The sequence below is a fragment of the Pseudomonas sp. MWU13-3659 genome, from assembly GCF_023757525.1.
GTDB classification, from domain to species: domain Bacteria; phylum Pseudomonadota; class Gammaproteobacteria; order Pseudomonadales; family Pseudomonadaceae; genus Aquipseudomonas; species Aquipseudomonas entomophila_E.
In genome coordinates this window covers 1-17,087 of sequence record NZ_JAMSHW010000034.1, presented here as the reverse complement: position 1 = coordinate 17,087, position 17,087 = coordinate 1, and the positions used below count along the sequence as shown (strand labels likewise).

15 protein-coding genes and 1 tRNA gene are annotated in these 17,087 nt (G+C 63.1%); all 16 read left to right on the top strand.

Features of this window, described 5'->3' with window-relative positions; translation table 11 throughout:
- Positions 1-24: 24 nt before the first annotated feature.
- The 16 genes from aotJ (at position 25) to NGM28_RS25090 (ending at position 16,984) form a co-directional block, all read left to right on the top strand.
- Positions 25-810 carry an L-arginine-binding protein AotJ gene (aotJ, locus tag NGM28_RS25165; protein ID WP_252092010.1) on the top strand — a complete coding sequence of 262 codons (786 nt, stop codon included), beginning with the start codon at positions 25-27 and terminating at the stop codon, positions 808-810.
- A gap of 91 nt (positions 811-901) precedes the next feature.
- A complete protein-coding gene (locus NGM28_RS25160) occupies positions 902-1,591 on the top strand; it encodes an ABC transporter permease (protein ID WP_011534969.1) in 690 nt (229 codons plus the stop codon).
- Entirely contained in the window at positions 1,588-2,286 is a 699-nt protein-coding gene (locus NGM28_RS25155) for an ABC transporter permease (RefSeq protein WP_240064338.1), read from the top strand. Before NGM28_RS25160 ends, NGM28_RS25155 begins: the two co-directional genes overlap by 4 nt.
- A 22-nt stretch (positions 2,287-2,308) precedes the next feature.
- Positions 2,309-3,073: an ABC transporter ATP-binding protein gene (locus NGM28_RS25150; protein WP_011534967.1), complete on the top strand. Its 765-nt coding sequence runs from the start codon at positions 2,309-2,311 to the stop codon at positions 3,071-3,073.
- 103 nt (positions 3,074-3,176) lie between these two features.
- On the top strand, positions 3,177-4,157 hold the full coding sequence (gene argR / locus NGM28_RS25145) for a transcriptional regulator ArgR (RefSeq protein WP_240064336.1): 981 nt from the start codon (positions 3,177-3,179) through the stop codon (positions 4,155-4,157).
- A gap of 339 nt (positions 4,158-4,496) precedes the next feature.
- A complete protein-coding gene (locus NGM28_RS25140; RefSeq protein ID WP_240064335.1) occupies positions 4,497-5,717 on the top strand; it encodes an aspartate aminotransferase family protein in 1,221 nt (406 codons plus the stop codon).
- 141 nt (positions 5,718-5,858) lie between these two features.
- The gene (gene aruF, locus NGM28_RS25135) at positions 5,859-6,878 is read left to right on the top strand and encodes an arginine/ornithine succinyltransferase subunit alpha (RefSeq protein ID WP_240064334.1); all 1,020 of its coding nucleotides are present in this window, start codon (positions 5,859-5,861) and stop codon (positions 6,876-6,878) included.
- A gap of 55 nt (positions 6,879-6,933) precedes the next feature.
- Entirely contained in the window at positions 6,934-7,962 is a 1,029-nt protein-coding gene (gene astA, locus NGM28_RS25130) for an arginine N-succinyltransferase (RefSeq protein ID WP_240064333.1), read from the top strand.
- Positions 7,963-9,426, top strand: a complete 1,464-nt coding sequence (astD, locus tag NGM28_RS25125; RefSeq protein ID WP_252092008.1) for a succinylglutamate-semialdehyde dehydrogenase — start codon at positions 7,963-7,965, stop codon at positions 9,424-9,426.
- Between the two features lie 23 nt (positions 9,427-9,449).
- On the top strand, positions 9,450-10,799 hold the full coding sequence (astB, locus tag NGM28_RS25120; protein ID WP_240064331.1) for an N-succinylarginine dihydrolase: 1,350 nt from the start codon (positions 9,450-9,452) through the stop codon (positions 10,797-10,799).
- Positions 10,800-10,814: 15 nt separating this feature from the next.
- Positions 10,815-11,105: a topoisomerase II gene (locus tag NGM28_RS25115; protein ID WP_240064330.1), complete on the top strand. Its 291-nt coding sequence runs from the start codon at positions 10,815-10,817 to the stop codon at positions 11,103-11,105.
- Positions 11,106-11,115: 10 nt separating this feature from the next.
- Entirely contained in the window at positions 11,116-12,123 is a 1,008-nt protein-coding gene (gene astE, locus NGM28_RS25110; protein ID WP_240064329.1) for a succinylglutamate desuccinylase, read from the top strand.
- Positions 12,124-12,521: 398 nt separating this feature from the next.
- Positions 12,522-15,146, top strand: coding sequence for an alanine--tRNA ligase (gene alaS / locus NGM28_RS25105; RefSeq protein WP_240064328.1), 2,625 nt, complete (start codon positions 12,522-12,524; stop codon positions 15,144-15,146).
- Positions 15,147-15,229: 83 nt separating this feature from the next.
- Positions 15,230-16,465 carry an aspartate kinase gene (locus NGM28_RS25100; RefSeq protein ID WP_011534958.1) on the top strand — a complete coding sequence of 412 codons (1,236 nt, stop codon included), beginning with the start codon at positions 15,230-15,232 and terminating at the stop codon, positions 16,463-16,465.
- 167 nt (positions 16,466-16,632) lie between these two features.
- Positions 16,633-16,821, top strand: a complete 189-nt coding sequence (gene csrA, locus NGM28_RS25095; protein ID WP_003254503.1) for a carbon storage regulator CsrA — start codon at positions 16,633-16,635, stop codon at positions 16,819-16,821.
- Between the two features lie 72 nt (positions 16,822-16,893).
- Positions 16,894-16,984: transfer RNA gene (locus tag NGM28_RS25090), tRNA-Ser, on the top strand.
- Positions 16,985-17,087 lie beyond the last annotated feature (103 nt).

Genomic DNA, 17,087 nt, shown 5'->3' with positions numbered 1-17,087 from the left:
GCCCCGTACCGATGGAGTTACCTGATGAAGAAGCTCGCACTGCTTGGCGCCCTGGCGCTTTCCGTGTTTTCCCTGGTATCGCACGCCGATGAGAAACCGTTGAAGATCGGTATCGAAGCCGCCTACCCACCGTTCGCCTTCAAGCAGCCCGACGGCAGCATCGCCGGCTTCGACTACGACATCGGCAACGCCCTGTGCGAAGAGATGAAAGCCAAGTGCACCTGGGTAGAGCAGGAGTTCGACGGCCTGATCCCGGCGCTGAAAGTGCGCAAGATCGACGCCATCCTGTCGTCCATGTCGATCACTGACGATCGCAAGAAATCGGTCGACTTCACCAAGCGCTACTACCTGACGCCCGCTCGCCTGGTCATGAAGGAAGGCTCCACCGTCAGCGAAAGCCTGGAAGAGCTCAAGGGCAAGAAGATCGGCGTGCAGCGCGGTTCGATCCACGACCGCTTCGCCAAGGAAGTCCTGGCACCGAAAGGCGCCACCGTCGTCCCTTACGGCACCCAGAACGAAATCTACCTGGACGTTGCCGCCGGTCGCCTTGACGGTACCGTGGCCGACGCCACCCTGCTGGAAGATGGTTTCCTGAAAACCGACGCCGGCAAGGGCTTCGCCTTCGTTGGCCCATCGTTCACCGATGTGAAGTACTTCGGTGATGGTGTGGGTATCGCCGTGCGCAAGGGCGACAAGGAAAATGCTGATCGCATCAACGCGGCCATCGACGCGATTCGCAAGAACGGCAAGTACAAGCAGATCGAGGCCAAGTACTTCAATTTCGACATCTACGGCCCTGACGCCAAGTAAACCGTCGAGTTTCACCTGTGCAATGGTGCAAACAGCAGAATCTCTGAGGTTTGCACCATTTTTCATTCCCAAGCCCTGAGGAATCCGAATCATGTTGAAAGGCTATGGGGCAGTCATCCTCGACGGGGCGTGGCTGACGCTGCAGCTCGCCCTGTCGTCGATGGCCCTGGCCATCGTCCTCGGCCTTGTCGGTGTGGCGCTGCGTTTGTCGCCGGTACGCTGGCTGGCCTGGCTGGGTGACCTGTACTCCACGGTGATCCGTGGCATCCCCGACCTGGTGTTGATCCTGCTGATCTTCTATGGCGGCCAGGACCTCCTCAACCGTGTGGCGCCGCTGCTCGGCTATGACGACTACATCGACCTGAACCCACTGGTCGCCGGTATCGGCACCCTGGGCTTCATCTTCGGTGCCTACCTGTCGGAAACCTTCCGCGGCGCCTTCCTGGGGATCCCCAAGGGGCAGGCCGAGGCAGGCGCGGCCTACGGCATGAGCGGCGTTCAGGTGTTCTTCCGCATCATGGTGCCGCAGATGATCCGCCTGGCGATCCCGGGCTTCACCAACAACTGGTTGGTGTTGACCAAGGCGACCGCGCTGATCTCGGTGGTCGGCCTGCAGGACATGATGTTCAAGGCCAAGCAGGCGGCGGATGCCACCCGCGAACCCTTCACCTTCTTCCTGGCGGTGGCGGCGTTGTACCTGGTGCTCACCAGTGTCTCGCTGCTGGCGTTGCGGTATCTCGAGAAGCGCTACTCGGTGGGCGTCAAGGCGGCTGAACTATGATCTTCGACTACAACGTCATCTGGGACGCCATGCCGCTGTACCTCGGCGGGTTGCTGACCACTCTCAAGCTGCTGGCGCTGTCGCTGTTCTTCGGCCTGCTGGCGGCCATCCCGCTGGGCCTGATGCGGGTGTCGAAGCAGCCGTTGGTGAACATGAGCGCCTGGCTGTACACCTACGTGATCCGCGGTACGCCGATGCTGGTGCAGCTGTTCCTGATCTACTACGGCCTGGCCCAGTTCGAGGCGGTGCGCGAAAGCTTCCTGTGGCCATGGCTGTCCAGCGCAACCTTCTGCGCCTGCCTGGCCTTCGCCATCAACACCAGTGCCTATACTGCCGAGATCATCGCAGGCAGCCTCAAGGCCACGCCCCATGGCGAGATCGAGGCGGCCAAGGCCATTGGCATGTCACGTATGAAAATGTACCGCCGCATCCTGTTGCCTTCCGCGCTGCGCCGGGCGCTGCCGCAGTACAGCAACGAAGTGATCATGATGCTGCAGACCACCAGCCTGGCGTCGATCGTCACCCTGATCGACATCACCGGTGCCGCGCGCACGGTCAACGCTCAGTTCTACCTGCCTTTCGAGGCCTATATCACGGCGGGCGTGTTCTACCTGTGCCTGACCTTCATCCTCGTGCGCCTGTTCAAGATGGCCGAACGCCGCTGGCTCGGCTACCTGGCGCCGCGCAAGCACTGACCGCTCTGTGAGATCCGACAGCATGTACAAACTCCAAATCCAAGACCTGCACAAGCGCTACGGCAGCCATGAGGTGCTCAAGGGCGTCTCCCTCGAAGCCAAGGCAGGCGACGTGATCAGCATCATCGGCTCCAGCGGTTCGGGCAAGTCCACCTTCCTGCGCTGCATCAACCTGCTGGAGCAGCCGCACGCGGGCAAGATCCTGCTCAACAACGAAGAGCTCAAGCTGGTGGCGGGCAAGGACGGCGCGCTCAAGGCCGCCGACCCCAAGCAGCTGCAGCGCATGCGCTCGCGCCTGTCGATGGTGTTCCAGCACTTCAACCTGTGGTCGCACATGACCGCGCTGGAGAACGTCATAGAGGCGCCGGTGCATGTGCTGGGCGTGAACAAGAAAGAAGCGCTGGAGAAGGCCGAGCATTACCTGGCCAAGGTTGGCGTGGCGCACCGCAAGGACGCCTTCCCCGGCCACATGTCCGGTGGCGAGCAGCAGCGCGTGGCCATTGCTCGCGCCCTGGCCATGGAGCCTGAGGTGATGCTGTTCGACGAACCTACCTCGGCGCTGGATCCGGAGCTGGTGGGTGATGTGCTCAAGGTGATGCAGTCACTGGCCCAGGAAGGACGCACCATGGTCGTGGTCACCCACGAGATGGGCTTTGCCCGCGAGGTGTCCAACCAGCTGGTGTTCCTGCACAAAGGTTTGGTGGAAGAGCGTGGCTGCCCGCGTGAAGTGCTGGTCAACCCACAGTCGGAACGGCTCAAGCAGTTCCTCTCCGGCAGCCTGAAGTAATCGCTGCACTTTTGCACCAGAATGGGGCATGCTGCGCAACGCGCGCAGCGTGCCTCGGCGCCACAAGCGCGACCCCTCCTTCCCAGGTTTCGGACCACGCCCTATGACCACTCAGCGAATCGGATTTCTCATCTGGCCCAGCACCCGGCCGCTGACGCTCGCATTGGCTGAAGAGGTGTTGCAGGTGGCTCAGCGGGTGCATCCGGACGTGGTCTACGAGCTGGTGTTTCTCCAGGCTGAAGTGGGCCAGGAGGGCGCATGGCGCCTGCCGGGCGAAGCCTGGAATGGCCGCTTGGAAGGGTGTCAAAAGTTGTTCCTGCTGGCCGATGAGCCGCCTGCTGCGATAGGTTCGGCGCTGTCGAGCGCGCTCAAGCAGCTGGCGCGCAGTGGCTGCATGATCGGTGGTCTGTCCGCCGGCGTGTATCCGCTGGCGACGCTGGGCTTGCTCGACGGTTACCGGGCGGCGGTGCACTGGCGTTGGCAGGATGATTTCGCCGAGCGCTTCCCCAAGGTGATTGCTACCAGCCACCTGTTCGACTGGGATCGGGACCGCCTGACTGCTTGCGGCGGCATGGCGGTGACCGACCTGCTGCTGGCGGTGCTGGCGCGCGATCATGGCGCGGAACTGGCGGGGGCGGTCTCGGAAGAACTGGTGGTCGAGCGCATTCGCGAAGGTGGCGAGCGTCAGCGCATCCCGCTGCAGAATCGCCTGGGCTCCAGTCATCCGAAGCTCACCCAGGCGGTGTTGCTGATGGAGGCCAATATCGAAGAGCCGCTGACCACCGACGAGATCGCCCAGCATGTGTGCGTGTCCCGTCGCCAGTTGGAGCGGATCTTCAAGCAGTACCTCAACCGCGTTCCCAGCCAGTACTACCTGGAACTGCGCCTGAACAAGGCGCGGCAGATGCTGATGCAGACCAGCAAGTCGATCATCCAGATCGGTTTGTCGTGCGGGTTCTCGTCCGGGCCGCATTTCTCCAGTGCGTACCGCAACTTCTTTGGCGCAACCCCCCGTGAAGACCGCAACCAGCGGCGCAGCAGCAGCCCGTTCGAGCTGAGCTCGGCGCCGGCGGAGAAGGGCTGACGGCGAACACCGCACCCTGTAGGAGCGGCCTTGTGCCGCGAAAGGGTCGCAAGGCGACCCCCGCGATTTCGGCTGCGCATTTGAAACTGTCGGGGCTGCTCTGCAGCCCTTTCGCGGCACAAGGCCGCTCCTACAATGAACAACCGTTCACCCAATCTCGCTCTGTCGTTACACTGCGCTATTGCGACACTGTTTGTCGCATTGCCGAAAACCGCGTGAAAACACGGTTTTGCGCTGTAACAAGTTGTCGCCTGGCAGCAAGGACAGGCGCCGATCAGTCCTTACAATCCCTTCATCGCTCGCCACTTCCAGGCCAGCGTTCCTCTTCAGGAGACTCAGATGTCCGTTGAGCAAGCCCCGGTGCAACGTGCCGATTTCGACCAGGTCATGGTGCCGAACTACTCCCCCGCGGCGTTCATTCCCGTGCGCGGCGAGGGCTCCCGCGTCTGGGACCAGTCGGGTCGCGAGCTGATCGACTTCGCCGGCGGCATCGCCGTGAACGCCCTGGGTCACTGCCATCCGGCATTGGTCAAAGCGTTGACCGAGCAGGCCAATACGCTTTGGCACGTCTCCAACGTCTTCACCAACGAACCGGCCCTGCGCCTGGCGCACAAACTGGTGGACGCGACCTTCGCGGAGCGCGCTTTCTTCTGCAACTCCGGTGCTGAATCCAACGAAGCCGCTTTCAAGCTGGCCCGTCGCGTTGCTCACGACCGCTTCGGCCCCGAGAAACATGAAATCATCGCCACCGTGAACAGCTTCCACGGTCGCACCCTGTTCACCGTCAGCGTTGGTGGCCAACCGAAGTACTCCGACGGCTTCGGCCCGAAGATCACCGGCATCAGCCACGTCCCGTACAACGACCTGGAAGCGCTCAAGGCACAGATATCGGACAAGACCTGCGCCGTGGTCATCGAACCGATCCAGGGTGAGAGCGGTGTCGTCCCGGCTGACAAAGCCTACCTCGAAGGCGCGCGCAAGCTGTGCGACGAGCACAACGCCCTGCTGATCTTCGACGAAGTGCAGACCGGCGTCGGCCGCACCGGTTCGTTGTATGCCTACCAGCACTACGGCGTGACGCCGGACATCCTGACCAGCGCCAAGAGCCTGGGCGGGGGCTTCCCGATCGGCGCCATGCTGACCACCACCGACATCGCCAAGCACCTGGCAGTCGGTACCCACGGCACCACCTACGGCGGCAACCCCCTGGGCTGCGCCGTGGCTTGCGCCGTGCTTGACGTGATCAACACCCCGGAAACCCTGGCAGGCATCAAGGCCAAGCATGAGCGCTTCAAGACCCGCCTGGAAAAGATCGGCCAGGAAACCGGCCTGTTTACCCTGGTGCGCGGCGTCGGCCTGCTGATCGGCTGTGTGCTGAGCGAGGCCTGGAAAGGCAAGGCCAAGGACATCCTCAACGCCGCCGAAAAAGAAGGCGTGATGGTCTTGCAGGCCGGCCCGGACGTGGTGCGCTTTGCCCCGAGCCTGGTGGTCGAAGATGCCGACATCGACGAAGGCCTGGCTCGCTTCGAGCGCGCCGTGCGCAAACTGACCCAGGGCTGAGCCCTCGGTCTGTTCGCCGGCCCTGAGCGGGGCCGGCGATACCTGAATTCCAGTGCGGGCACCTGCTTGCAGGTAGTGGCGCGTGCCCGCCGTTTTTCCGTGCCGATGTGATCGGCGCGCTATCCCGAAAGGAGTGACACCATGCTGGTGATGCGCCCCGCACAAATGGCGGATCTGAACGAAGTGCAGCGCATGGCTGCCGACAGCCCCATTGGTGTCACCTCGCTACCGGACGATGCCGGCCGCCTGGGCGACAAGATCGCCGCGTCGGAAACTTCCTTCGCCGCCGAAGTCAGTTTCAATGGCGAGGAGAGCTATTTCTTCGTGCTCGAGGACAGCGCCACCGGCAAGCTGGTCGGCTGCTCGGCCATCGTCGCCTCGGCCGGCTACTCCGAGCCGTTCTACAGCTTTCGCAACGAGACCTTCGTGCACGCCTCGCGCGAGCTGAAGATCCACAACAAGATCCACGTCCTGTCGTTGTGCCACGACCTGACCGGCAACAGCCTGCTGACCAGTTTCTATGTGGTGCCGGAGCTGGTGAGCAGTGCCTTCGCCGAGCTGAACTCCCGTGGGCGCCTGCTGTTCATGGCCGCCCACCCCGAGCGTTTCGCCGAGTCGGTGGTGACCGAAATCGTCGGTTATAGCGACGAGCAGGGCGAATCGCCGTTCTGGGATGCCATCGGCCGCAACTTCTTCGACCTCAACTATGCCCACGCCGAGCGCCTGTGCGGCCTGAAGAGCCGTACCTTCCTCGCCGAGCTGATGCCGCACTACCCGATCTACGTGCCGCTGTTGCCCGATGCGGCGCAGGAAGCCATGGGCCAGGTCCACCCGCGTGCGCAGATCACCTTCGACATCCTCATGCGCGAAGGCTTCGAGACCGAGCACTACATCGACATCTTCGACGGCGGGCCAACCTTGCATGCACGTACCTCGGGCATTCGCTCCATCGCCCAGAGCCGCGTGGTGCCGGTCAAGCTCGACGACGCCCCGATCAAGGGCGGGCGCCCTTACCTGGTGTGTAATGGCCAGTTGCAGGATTACCGCGCGGTGCTGCTGGAGCTTGACTGGGTGCCGGGCAAACCGGTCAGCCTGAACAGCGAAGCCGCCGAGGCCCTGGGAGTCGGCGAGGGCGCCAGCGTGCGCCTGGTCGCGGTCTGAGACGCCGGAACAGAGAGTTTCGCGGCGGGCACAGACCGCCGCACAAGGAGATAGCATGATCGTTCGTCCTGTACGCAGCAGCGATTTACCCGCGCTGATCGAGTTGGCCCGCAGCACCGGCACCACCGGGCTGACCACGCTTCCCGCCAACGAGGAGCGCCTCGGCCAGCGTGTTGGCTGGGCCGAGAAAAGCTTCCGTGGCGAAGCCGAGCGCGGCGACACCGACTACCTGTTCGTGCTGGAGAACGATGAGGGCCTGGTGGTCGGCATCAGTGCCATCGCTGGTGCCGTCGGCCTGCGTGAGCCTTGGTACAACTACCGGGTCGGGCTGACCGTCAGCGCCTCGCAGGAGCTGAACATCTACCGCGAGATCCCCACGCTGTTCCTGGCCAACGACCTGACCGGCAATTCCGAACTGTGCTCGCTGTTCCTGCGCGGTGATCACCGCACGGGCCTCAACGGCCGTTTGCTGTCGAAAGCGCGCATGCTGTTCATCGCCGAGTTCCCCGAACTGTTCGGCAACAAGATCATCGCCGAGATGCGCGGCATGTCCGACGAGCAGGGCCGTTCGCCGTTCTGGGAAAGCCTGGGGCGGCACTTCTTCAAGATGGAGTTCAGCCAGGCCGACTACCTCACTGGCGTGGGCAACAAGTCGTTCATCGCCGAGCTGATGCCCAGGTTCCCGCTGTACACCTGCTTCCTGTCGCAAGCTGCGCGTGATGTGATCGGCCGCGTTCACACCGACACCGAGCCTGCGTTGGCCATGCTCAAGCGCGAAGGCTTCAATTACCAGGGCTACGTCGACATCTTCGACGCAGGCCCCGCCATCGAGTGCGAGACCTCGAAGATCCGCGCCGTGCGCGACAGCGAGACCCTGGTGCTGGCCGTGGGCACGCCGGGCGACGACGCCACCCCCTACATCATTCATAACCGCAAGCGTGAAGACTGCCGTATCACCGCAGCGCCCGCACGCCTGGCGGCCGGCACCCTGGTAGTCGATCCACAGACTGCCAAGCGCCTGCGCCTGGGCGCTGGCGACAATGTGCGCGCGGTGCCGCTGTCCGCTGGCCGGGAGGCTCAATAAATGACCACGCATTACATCGCAGGCCAGTGGCTGGCCGGCCAGGGCGAAGCCCTGCAATCGCTCAATCCTGTCAGCCAGGCTGTGGTTTGGCAGGGGCAGGGCGCCGACGCAGCCCAGGTCGAGGCTGCCGTTGAGGCTGCCCGCCAGGCGTTCCCCGCTTGGGCATCGCTGAGCCTGGAGGCGCGCGTCAGTGTGCTTGAGGCTTTTGCCGGCAAGCTCAAGTCGCGCGCCGAAGAGCTGGCGCACTGCATCGGTGAAGAAACCGGCAAGCCGCTGTGGGAATCGGCCACCGAAGTGACCAGCATGGTCAACAAAGTCGCTATTTCGGTGCAGAGTTATCGTGAACGTACTGGCGAGAAGAGCGGCCCACTGGCGGACGCTACTGCTGTGCTGCGGCACAAGCCCCATGGCGTGGTCGCGGTGTTCGGCCCGTACAACTTCCCCGGTCATCTGCCCAACGGACATATCGTTCCAGCGCTGCTGGCCGGCAACTGCGTAGTTTTCAAGCCTAGCGAGCTGACACCGAAGGTCGCTGAGCTGACGGTCAAGTGCTGGGTCGAAGCCGGCCTGCCTGCCGGTGTACTCAATCTGGTTCAGGGTGCCCGTGAAACCGGTGTGGCGCTGGCCGCCAACCCAGGCATCGACGGTCTGTTCTTCACGGGTTCCAGCCGTACCGGCAACCTGCTGCACCAGCAGTTCGCCGGCCGCCCGGACAAGATCCTCGCCCTGGAAATGGGCGGCAACAACCCGCTGGTGGTCGATGAAGTCAAGGATCTGGACGCCGCGGTCTACACCATCATCCAGTCGGCCTTCATCTCCGCCGGCCAGCGCTGCACTTGTGCCCGCCGCCTGCTGGTACCGCAGGGTGCGTGGGGTGATGCGCTCATCCAGCGCCTGGTCGAGGTCAGCCGCAGCATCAGTGTCGGCGCATTCGACCAGCAGCCCGCGCCGTTCATGGGCTCGGTGATCTCGCTGCAAGCTGCCCGTGCGCTGTTGGCGGCCCAGGCCGAGCTGATCGGCAAGGGCGCCGTGGCGCTGCTGGAAATGACCCAGCCGCAAGCCGGGGCCGCCTTGCTCACGCCTGGCATCATCGATGTCACCGCTGTGGCTGGGCGCCCTGACGAAGAGTTCTTCGGTCCGTTGCTGCAAGTGATTCGCTATGCCGACTTCGACGCGGCAATCGAGGAGGCCAACAACACCCAGTATGGTCTGGCCGCTGGCCTGCTGTCGGACTCCAACGCTCGCTACCAGCACTTCTGGCTGCGCAGCCGCGCCGGCATCGTCAACTGGAACAAGCAGTTGACCGGCGCCGCCAGCAGCGCGCCGTTCGGTGGCGTCGGCGCCAGCGGCAACCACCGCGCCAGCGCCTACTACGCAGCGGACTACTGCGCCTACCCCGTGGCTTCGCTGGAGACCGCGAGCCTTGCACTGCCGGCGACCCTGACGCCGGGCGTCACCCTATAACAACAGGTCTCGGAGCCTTGCCGATGAAATCCTTTGAAGTGAATTTTGATGGCCTGGTGGGGCCGACCCACAACTACGGCGGCCTGTCCTACGGCAACGTGGCCTCGCAGAGCAACAGTCAGCAGGGGTCCAACCCGCGCGAAGCCGCGCGCCAGGGCCTGGCGAAGATGAAGGCGCTGATGGAAATGGGCTTCCAGCAGGGCGTGCTGGCCCCGCAGGAGCGTCCGGACGTGGCTGCGCTGCGCCGCCTGGGCTTCACCGGCAGCGATGCCGAAGTGATCCAGCGCGCCGCGAAAGATGCCATGCCGCTGCTGGTTGCCAGTTGCTCGGCGTCGAGCATGTGGGTGGCCAACGCCGCTACCGTCAGCCCGAGTGCCGACACGGCCGATGGGCGCGTGCATTTCACCGCCGCCAACCTCAACTGCAAGTACCACCGCAGCATCGAGCACCCAACCACCAGTCGTGTGCTCGGTGCCATGTTCAGCGATGACAAGGTCTTCGCCCATCACGAAGCGCTGCCGGCCGTGGCGCAATTCGGTGACGAAGGTGCGGCCAACCACACCCGTTTCTGCCGCGCTTATGGCGAGGCTGGTGTCGAGTTCTTCGTTTATGGTCGTAGCGCCTTCGACAGTCGTTACCCAGCGCCGCAGAAGTATCCGGCGCGCCAGACCCTGGAGGCCTCGCAGGCCGTCGCTCGCCTGCACGGGCTGAGCGATGACGGTGTGGTCTACGCTCAACAGAACCCGGCGGTGATCGACCAGGGCGTGTTCCACAACGACGTGATCTCGGTGGGCAACGGCGAGGTGCTGTTCTACCACGAGGACGCCTTCCTCGAGACCGACGCGGTGCTGGGGCAGCTGCAGGCTAAACTGGCCAGCAAGGGTGGCAACTTCAAAGGCATCTGCGTACCACGCGCAGCGGTGACGGTAGAGGACGCGGTGCGTTCCTACCTGTTCAACAGCCAACTGCTCAGCCGCGAGGACGGCTCGATGCTGCTGGTGGTGCCGGAAGAGTGCCGCAACAACGAACGCGTCTGGGCCTACCTGGGCCAGCTGACCAGCCAGGGCGGCCCGGTGAAGGAGGTCAAGGTGTTCGACCTCAAGCAAAGCATGCAGAACGGCGGCGGCCCGGCTTGCCTGCGTTTGCGCGTGGCGTTGAAGGAATCGGAGCTGGCGGCGGTCAATCCAGGCGTTATCATGACTGCCTCGCTGTACGACACCCTGGTGCAGTGGGTCGACAAGCACTACCGCGATCGCCTTGGCGAGGCGGACCTGGCCGACCCACAGCTGCTGGTTGAATGCCGTACGGCACTGGATGAACTGACCCAGATCCTCAAACTGGGCTCGGTCTATCCGTTCCAACGCCAACCTTGATAGAGAGAAATTGCAATGTCCGACGCCCTGCGCCTGATCCTGGAAGATGAAGACGGCACCCAGCTGGAAACCTCGTGCACCCGCTTTGCCGTGGTCTGGCAAGGCAAGGAAGTGTGGATCCAGCAGGACGGCCGCGGCCAGCTGCTGATCGGTGTCGATGTCGAGGAAGGCGACGCCGAGTACGCCAACCTGCTGCTGCGCCCGATGGCCACCAACCTGGTCAGCCTGCAGTTGGAAATGGAGCCGGCCGACGTTGCCGGTGACGACGACCACGTCCACGGCCCGGACTGCGGCCACCACCACTAAGGAAGCGCCTATGCTTGCCCTTGGCAAACTGCTTGAGCTGACCCTGACCGGCCACGAACCGGCCGAGAAGACCCAAGTGACCACCAGGGGCGTGCGTCTGCGCTGGCTGGGGGAGGGCGCGCTGGAAGTGCGCCCGCCCGAAAGCGATGATTGCGGGCTCGACCTGCTGCTGTCGGCAGGTATCCATGGCAACGAGACGGCGCCGATCGAGTTGCTCGAATTGTTGCTGCATGGTATCGCCAACGGCGAAATCAAACCCCGTGCGCGGGTGCTGTTCCTGTTCGGCAACCCAGCGGCGATCCGCAAGGGTGAGCGCTTCATCGAGCAGGACATCAATCGCCTGTTCAATGGTCGCCATGAGCTCTCCAGTGGCTTCGAGGCGCTGCGTGCCGCGGAGCTCGAACAGTTCGCCCGGGTATTTTTCAGCAAACCCGAGCGCACCCGCCTGCATTACGACCTGCATACCGCCATCCGCGGGTCCAAGATCGAGCAATTCGCACTTTATCCGTACAAGGAGGGGCGCAAGCACTCCCGTCGTGAGTTGGCGCGTCTGGCTGCGGCCGGGATGGAGGCAGTGTTGCTGCAGAGCAAGTCGTCGATCACCTTCAGTGCTTTCACTTACGAGCAGCTGGATGCCGAGGCATTCACGCTGGAGCTGGGCAAGGCCCGTCCGTTCGGCCAGAACCAGCAGGTCAACCTGAGCCGTCTGAAAGATCGCCTGGTCCAGATCATCGAAGGTTCGGAGCCTGCGAGTGAAGAAACTCTGGATGGCTTGCAACTGTTCAGCGTTGCTCGCGAAATCATCAAGCACAGCGACAGCTTCCACCTGCACTTGCCGGCGGATATCGAGAACTTCTCCGAGTTGAGCAAGGGCTACCTGCTGGCCGAGGACCTGGCCGAGATGCGCTGGGTCGTCGAGGAGGAGGGCGCGCGAATCATTTTCCCTAACCCCAAGGTGAAGAACGGGCTGCGCGCCGGCATCCTGATCGTGCCGGATTCGGGGCAGCGTCTGGCCTGACACCAACCCTCTGTAGGAGCGGCTTCAGCCGCGATGCAGGCGCCGCGGTGCGTGGCACCCGCTTTGCGGGTGATCGCGGCTGAAGCCGCTCCTACAGTGGCTTGTGCAAAGCCCGGTGGAGTGGCTCGGTTTTGGATCCCTTCACGGATGAAACTCTTTTCATTCACCCTGCATTCCATTTTCCTCCCACCTGCGCCGTAATTGGCTTGCCAGTAGCGAAACGCTGGCGATAGCATCGCGGTCATGCCGTTTTCTATTGCTTTAGCCCTGCAAACCGTCCAGTCGACGGTTTCTATCGCATAAACACACTGCACCGAGACTGCAGGACCGATATAATGCGGCCCTTTGCCGTCGTTTCGTCGATTCGACGTGTGGCCGCCGTTTCCGTGGAAGAACCTATGAAAAGCGCAGAAATCCGTGAAGCCTTCCTCCGCTTCTTCGAAGAGCAGGGACATACTCGCGTCGCCTCTAGCTCCCTGATCCCGGGCAATGACCCGACCCTGCTGTTCACCAACGCCGGCATGAACCAGTTCAAGGACTGCTTCCTCGGCCAGGAAAAGCGCGCCTACACCCGCGCCGTGAGCAGCCAGAAGTGCGTGCGCGCCGGTGGCAAGCACAACGACCTGGAAAACGTCGGCTACACCGCTCGCCACCACACCTTCTTCGAGATGCTGGGCAACTTCAGCTTCGGCGACTATTTCAAACGCGATGCCATCACTTTCGCCTGGACCTTCCTCACCTCGGACAAGTGGCTGAACCTGCCGAAAGAGAAGCTGTGGGTCACCGTCTACGCCAGCGATGACGAAGCCTACGATATCTGGACCAAGGAAGTCGGCGTGCCGGCCGAGCGCATGGTGCGCATCGGCGACAACAAAGGCGCCCCGTACGCCTCCGACAACTTCTGGACCATGGGTGACACCGGCCCATGCGGCCCGTGCACCGAGATCTTCTACGACCACGGCGCCGACATCTGGGGCGGCCCACCCGGCTCGCCGGAAGAAGACGGTGACCGCTACATCGAGATCTGGAACAACGTCTTCATGCAGTTCAACCGCACCGCCGATGGCGTCCTGCACCCGCTGCCGGCCCCGTCGGTGGATACCGGCATGGGCCTGGAGCGCATCAGTGCGGTGATGCAGCACGTGCACTCGAACTACGAGATCGACCTGTTCCAGAGCCTGCTGGCCGCCGCCGCCGAAGCCATCGGTTGCAGCAACGACGAACAGCCATCGCTGAAAGTGGTTGCCGACCACATCCGTTCCTGCGGCTTCCTGATCGCCGACGGCGTGCTGCCCTCGAACGAAGGCCGGGGCTATGTGCTGCGCCGCATCATTCGCCGCGCCTGCCGCCACGGCAACAAACTGGGTGCCAAGGGCAGCTTCTTCCACAAGATCGTCGCCGCGCTGGTCACTGAGATGGGTGAAGCCTTCCCTGAGCTGAAAGGCCAGCAGGCGCACATCGAGCGCGTGCTCAAGACCGAGGAAGAGCAGTTCGCCAAGACGCTGGAGCAAGGCCTGCGCATCCTCGAGCAGGACCTGGCCCAGCTGCAGGGCAAGGTCGTGCCGGGCGACGTGGTGTTCAAGCTGTACGACACCTACGGCTTCCCCATGGACCTGACCGCCGACATCGCCCGCGAGCGCGAGCTGACCATCGACGAAGCCGGCTTCGAGCGCGAGATGGAAGCCCAGCGTGAGCGTGCTCGCTCCGCCAGCGCCTTCGGCATGGACTACAACAGCCTGGTCAAGGTCGACACCGCCACCGACTTCCTCGGCTATGACGCTACCGAAGGCCAGGGCAAAGTCATCGCCCTGTACAAGGATGGCCAGTCGGTCGAGCAACTGGCAGAAGGCGAGGAGGGCGTCGTCGTTCTCGATCGTACCCCGTTCTACGCTGAGTCCGGCGGCCAGGTGGGTGACTCCGGTTACCTGCAGGCCGGCGCCGCGCGCTTCGATGTACGCGACACCACCAAGACCGGTGGCGCCTTCCTGCACCACGGTGTGATCGCCAGCGGTGCGCTGGCGGTCGGCGCCACGGTCGAAGCCCGCGTCGATGCCGACGTGCAGCACGCCACCTCGCTGAACCACTCCGCTACCCACCTGCTGCACGAAGCGTTGCGCCAGGTGCTGGGCGAGCATGTGCAGCAGAAAGGCTCGCTGGTCGACAGCCAGCGCCTGCGTTTCGACTTCAGCCACTTCGAGGCGGTCAAGCCAGAGCAGATCAAGGCCCTGGAAGATATCGTCAACCGTGAGGTGCGCCGTAACACCGAGGTGCAGACCGAGCTGACCGATATCGAGACTGCCAAGGCCAAGGGTGCCATGGCGTTGTTCGGTGAGAAGTATGGCGACACCGTGCGCGTGCTGAGCATGGGCGGTGACTTCTCCGTCGAGTTGTGCGGTGGCATCCACGCCAAGCGCACCGGCGACATCAGCCTGTTCAAGATCATCAGCGAAGGCGGCGTGGCCTCTGGCGTGCGCCGTATCGAAGCGATCACCGGCGCCGCAGCGCTGGCCTACCTGAACGCTGCCGAAGAGCAGGTCAAGGAAGCCGCGCAGTTGGTCAAGGGCAATCGCGACAACCTGATCGACAAGCTGTCGGCTGTGCTCGAGCGCAACCGCCAGTTGGAAAAGCAGCTCGAGCAGCTGCAGGCCAAGGCCGCCAGCGCCGCCGGGGACGATCTCTCCAATGCGGCCGTTGAGGTCAAGGGTGCCAAGGTTCTCGCCGCCCGCCTGGATGGGCAGGACGGCAAGGCCCTGCTGGCGCTCGTCGATCAGCTGAAGAACAAGCTCGGCCACGCAGTGATCCTGCTGGGCAGCGAGCATGAGGGCAAGGTCGTGCTGGTGGCTGGCGTGACCAAGGACCTCTCCGGCCAACTCAAGGCTGGCGACCTGATGAAACAAGCTGCCTCGGTGGTAGGTGGCAAGGGTGGTGGTCGCCCGGACATGGCCCAGGGTGGTGGCGTCGACGTCGCCGCGCTGGACCAGGCCCTGGCCCTCGCCGTGCCGTTCGCCGAGCAGGGACTTTGAGATGAAGGGGCCGGTGGTCTAGTCACCGGCCTCTTCATGTTGGATTGTTTTTTGGGGCCCTTGAGGGCTGAGGCACCTTTGAAATGGCGTTGATCGTACAGAAATTTGGCGGCACCTCTGTCGGTTCCATCGAGCGGATCGAGCAGGTTGCCGACAAGGTCAAGAAATTCCGTGAGCAAGGCACCGACCTGGTGGTTGTGCTGTCGGCCATGAGCGGTGAAACCAATCGCTTGATCGACCTGGCCAAGCAGATCACCGATCAGCCGGAGCCGCGCGAGCTGGATGTGATTGTCTCGACCGGCGAGCAGGTCACCATCGCCCTGTTGTCGATGGCCCTGATGAAGCGTGGCGTGCCAGCGGTGTCGTACACCGGCAACCAGGTGCGCATTCTCACCGACAGCGCGCACAACAAGGCGCGCATCCTGCAGATCGACGACCAGAAGATCCGCGCCGACCTCAAGGCCGGGCGTGTCGTGGTGGTCGCCGGTTTCCAGGGTGTCGACGAGCACGGCAACATCACCACCCTCGGCCGTGGCGGTTCCGACACCACCGGCGTGGCGCTGGCGGCGGCCCTGAAGGCCGACGAATGCCAGATCTACACCGATGTCGATGGCGTCTACACCACCGATCCGCGTGTCGTGCCCCAGGCCCAGCGCCTGGAGAAGATCACCTTCGAGGAGATGCTGGAAATGGCCAGCCTCGGCTCCAAGGTGCTGCAGATCCGCTCGGTGGAGTTCGCCGGCAAGTACAACGTCCCGCTGCGCGTGCTGCACAGCTTCAAGGAGGGTCCGGGTACCCTCATTACCATCGATGAAGAGGAATCCATGGAACAGCCGATCATTTCCGGTATCGCCTTCAACCGTGATGAAGCCAAGCTGACCATTCGTGGCGTCCCGGACACCCCAGGCGTCGCCTTCAAGATCCTCGGCCCGATCAGCGCCGCGAACATCGAAGTGGACATGATCGTGCAGAACGTCTCGCACGATAACACCACCGACTTCACCTTCACCGTGCACCGCAACGAGTACGAGAAGGCGCTGGCCGTACTGGAGAACACCGCCCGTGAAATCGGCGCGCGTGAAGTGATCGGCGACACCAAGATTGCCAAGGTGTCGATCGTCGGTGTCGGCATGCGCTCCCACGCGGGTGTCGCCAGCCGCATGTTCGAGGCCCTGGCCAAGGAGAGCATCAACATCCAGATGATCTCCACTTCCGAAATCAAGGTTTCGGTCGTGATCGAAGAGAAATACCTGGAGCTGGCCGTTCGCGCGCTGCACACCGCGTTCGAACTCGATGCTCCCGCCCGACAGGGCGAGTAAGACGCTGCCTGGAGGGGCGCGGCTTGCCGCGCCCTTCGCGTTTCTGCCCGCTGGTGGTGTCCCTGTCCAGGCACCGCTGGCAGTTGTCCCGGGCCCATGCCGTCGTCCCCGGCCAGGTCCTGTAAACAAAGACTGTTGTCCCTGAAGATTCAAGTGAGGAGAAAACTATGCTGATTCTGACTCGTCGGTGCGCCGAGAGCCTGATCATTGGTGACGGTGAGATCACCGTGACGGTCCTGGGTGTCAAAGGCAACCAGGTGCGTATTGGCGTTAGCGCGCCCAAGGAAGTGGCTGTTCACCGCGAGGAAATCTACCTGCGGATCAAGAAAGAGAAGGACGAGGAGCCAAGCCTTTAATTTTTTTGAAGTTTTTTTCAAAAAAAGGGTTGCAAACGAGGAAGGGTGTGTTTAATATTCGCCTCGTGTTGCGGTGAGGTGGCCGAGTGGCCGAAGGCGCTCCCCTGCTAAGGGAGTATACCTCATAAGGGTATCGGGGGTTCGAATCCCCCCTTCACCGCCATTATTCGCTCAGGGCGCTGTAAGCAGATGTAGTGTTTAAGCGACCTGAAATGCGCAGCAAGACACGGACTCATAGCTCAGCTGGATAGAGTACTCGGCTACGA

What these genes read in the sequence shown, in the direction of transcription:
- NGM28_RS25150 (WP_011534967.1), top strand. Translation starts at nt 2,309, where the DNA reads ATGTACAAACTCCAAATCCAAGACCTGCACAAGCGCTACGGCAGCCAT.
- astB (WP_240064331.1), top strand. Translation starts at nt 9,450, where the DNA reads ATGAAATCCTTTGAAGTGAATTTTGATGGCCTGGTGGGGCCGACCCAC.
- NGM28_RS25160 (WP_011534969.1), top strand. Translation starts at nt 902, where the DNA reads ATGTTGAAAGGCTATGGGGCAGTCATCCTCGACGGGGCGTGGCTGACG.
- alaS (WP_240064328.1), top strand. Translation starts at nt 12,522, where the DNA reads ATGAAAAGCGCAGAAATCCGTGAAGCCTTCCTCCGCTTCTTCGAAGAG.
- NGM28_RS25115 (WP_240064330.1), top strand. Translation starts at nt 10,815, where the DNA reads ATGTCCGACGCCCTGCGCCTGATCCTGGAAGATGAAGACGGCACCCAG.
- NGM28_RS25140 (WP_240064335.1), top strand. Translation starts at nt 4,497, where the DNA reads ATGTCCGTTGAGCAAGCCCCGGTGCAACGTGCCGATTTCGACCAGGTC.
- astD (WP_252092008.1), top strand. Translation starts at nt 7,963, where the DNA reads ATGACCACGCATTACATCGCAGGCCAGTGGCTGGCCGGCCAGGGCGAA.
- csrA (WP_003254503.1), top strand. Translation starts at nt 16,633, where the DNA reads ATGCTGATTCTGACTCGTCGGTGCGCCGAGAGCCTGATCATTGGTGAC.
- argR (WP_240064336.1), top strand. Translation starts at nt 3,177, where the DNA reads ATGACCACTCAGCGAATCGGATTTCTCATCTGGCCCAGCACCCGGCCG.
- aruF (WP_240064334.1), top strand. Translation starts at nt 5,859, where the DNA reads ATGCTGGTGATGCGCCCCGCACAAATGGCGGATCTGAACGAAGTGCAG.
- NGM28_RS25155 (WP_240064338.1), top strand. Translation starts at nt 1,588, where the DNA reads ATGATCTTCGACTACAACGTCATCTGGGACGCCATGCCGCTGTACCTC.
- astA (WP_240064333.1), top strand. Translation starts at nt 6,934, where the DNA reads ATGATCGTTCGTCCTGTACGCAGCAGCGATTTACCCGCGCTGATCGAG.
- aotJ (WP_252092010.1), top strand. Translation starts at nt 25, where the DNA reads ATGAAGAAGCTCGCACTGCTTGGCGCCCTGGCGCTTTCCGTGTTTTCC.
- NGM28_RS25100 (WP_011534958.1), top strand. Translation starts at nt 15,230, where the DNA reads ATGGCGTTGATCGTACAGAAATTTGGCGGCACCTCTGTCGGTTCCATC.
- astE (WP_240064329.1), top strand. Translation starts at nt 11,116, where the DNA reads ATGCTTGCCCTTGGCAAACTGCTTGAGCTGACCCTGACCGGCCACGAA.